Annotated in this window: 2 protein-coding genes; one reads left to right on the top strand and one right to left on the bottom strand. The window is 60.9% G+C overall.

Features of this window, described 5'->3' with window-relative positions:
- Positions 1–1,507 (bottom strand): proline--tRNA ligase (locus tag A3754_RS17355; RefSeq protein ID WP_063520705.1); only part of this gene is annotated, 1,507 nt, incomplete at its 3' end.
- 148 nt (positions 1,508–1,655) lie between these two features.
- Here A3754_RS17355 and A3754_RS17350 point away from each other — a divergent pair.
- A complete protein-coding gene (locus A3754_RS17350) occupies positions 1,656–2,066 on the top strand; it encodes a PaaI family thioesterase (RefSeq protein WP_063520706.1) in 411 nt (136 codons plus the stop codon).
- The last annotated feature ends 27 nt before the right edge of the window (positions 2,067–2,093 follow it).

Genomic DNA, 2,093 nt, shown 5'->3' with positions numbered 1-2,093 from the left:
TACCGGCAGCGGTGAGCTCGGCGTAGAGCGTTTCTGCCAGTTCCCGTTCCCGGGGGCTCTTCTTGATGTTCACCGGAATCAGGGCCACCTGGAACGGGGCAATGGCTTGTGGCCAGATGATGCCCCGGTCGTCGTTGTTCTGTTCAATGGCGGCGGCGACCACGCGGGTTACGCCGATGCCGTAGCAGCCCATGGGCATCACCACGGATTTGCCATTTTCATCCAGCACGGTAGCGCCGAGCGCTTCAGAGTACTTGGTGCCGAGCTGGAAGATATGCCCCACCTCGATGCCGCGTTTGATGCTCAGGGTGCCGGCGCCATCGGGGCTGGGATCGCCATCTACCACATTACGCAGGTCGGCGATTTGCGGCAGGGCCACGTCTCGTTCCCAGTTGATGTTGAAGTGGTGTTTGCCATCTTCATTGGCGCCGGCACCGAAGTCGCTCATCACAGCCACGCTGCGATCCGCAATCACGGTGATCGGCAGGCCCACCGGGCCCAGTGAACCGGGGCCTGCGCCCACGACGTTGCGAATGGCGTCTTCGCTGGCGAATTCCAGTGGCGCGGCCACGGCGTCCAGCTTCTCGGCCTTGATGTCGTTCAGTTCGTGGTCGCCGCGTACCAGCAGGGCTACCAGTTGGCCTTCCTCGGCGCCTTTCACGACCAGTGTCTTGATGGTCTTCTCGATGGGCAGATCGAACTGTGCCACCAGTTCCTCAATGGTTCTGGCATTGGGGGTATCCACCGTTTCCATGGCGGCGCCGGGCGCCGGGCGCTCGATGGCAGGGGCCAGCGCTTCCGCCAGTTCCACATTGGCGGCGTAGTCGGAGCCATCGGAGAAGGCGATGTCGTCCTCGCCGGATTCGGCCAGTACATGGAATTCGTGGCTGGCGGCGCCGCCGATGGCGCCGGTATCGGCTTCCACCGGGCGATAATCCAGGCCCAGCCGATCAAAGATGGCGCAGTAGGCGCGGTGCATGATCTGGTAGGTCTCTGCCAGGGAATCCATGTTGGTATGGAAGGAATAGGCATCCTTCATGATGAATTCCCGCGAGCGCATGATGCCGAAACGTGGGCGAATTTCGTCACGGAACTTGGTCTGAATCTGGTAGAAGTTGGCCGGCAACTGTTTGTAGCTGTGCAGCTCGTTGCGCACCATGTCGGTGATCACTTCTTCATGGGTCGGGCCCAGGCAGAAGGGATTGTTGTGGCGGTCGGTAATGCGCAGCAGCTCCGGGCCATAGGCCGGCGCCCGGCCGGATTCTTCCCACAGTTCCATGGGTTGCACCACCGGCATCAGCACTTCCTGCGCCCCGGCCCGGTCCATTTCCTCACGGATAACCTGTTCTACCTTGCGCAGCACCCGCAACCCGGATGGCAACCAGGTATAAAGGCCGGAAGCCAGTTTGCGCACCATGCCGGCACGCAGCATCAGCTGGTGGCTGGTCACAACGGCGTCCGCCGGGGTTTCTTTCACGGTAGCAAGCAAGTATTGGGAGGTGCGCATAAAGGGTGTCTTCGGCCAGTTAATTCGATAGCCCTCCATTCTATGGGCAAAGGGCATTGCTAACCAGTCATCCGGCGTTTCCGGCACTGTGTTTATGCGGTGCGCTCTCGTATGCTTGAGGTTTTACCGTATTGATTGAGAGATGGATATGCTGAATGCGCAGCAGGTGCAGGATGTGATTTACCAGGGCCTGCCAGCGGCCTCTGAAGAAGGGCTGCGGATTGAGGAAGTGGGGGCGCGGCGGGCGCGGGTGCGTTCGCCGTTCCGGCCGTCGACCTTGCGCCCCGGTGGCAGTATCTCCGGGCCGACCATGATGGGGTTAGCGGATGCGGCCATGTACGCGGCGATTCTGGGAGAGCTGGGCCGGGTGGAAATGGCGGTGACACAGAATCTGAATATTAATTTCCTGTCACGCCCGGCGCCGGCGGACCTGATCGCCGAGGTGGTGATTCTGCGGCTGGGCCGTCGTGCTGCGGTGTTGGAAGTGCAGCTGTTCAGTGAGGGCAACGATGAAATGGTTGCCCATGTCACCGGGACCTATGCGTTGCCGAGTAGTTGAAAGGATCGAGTTGAAAGTTGAAAAGCG

The sequence above is a fragment of the Alcanivorax sp. HI0083 genome (assembly GCF_001635175.1).
Note: the sequence above shows the minus strand (reverse complement) of the source record. Positions and strands in the feature narration are given on the sequence as shown.

Bases quoted from the DNA above. Each gene is read 5' to 3' on its own strand.
- A3754_RS17350 (WP_063520706.1), top strand. From the start codon at position 1,656: ATGCTGAATGCGCAGCAGGTGCAGGATGTGATTTACCAGGGCCTGCCA.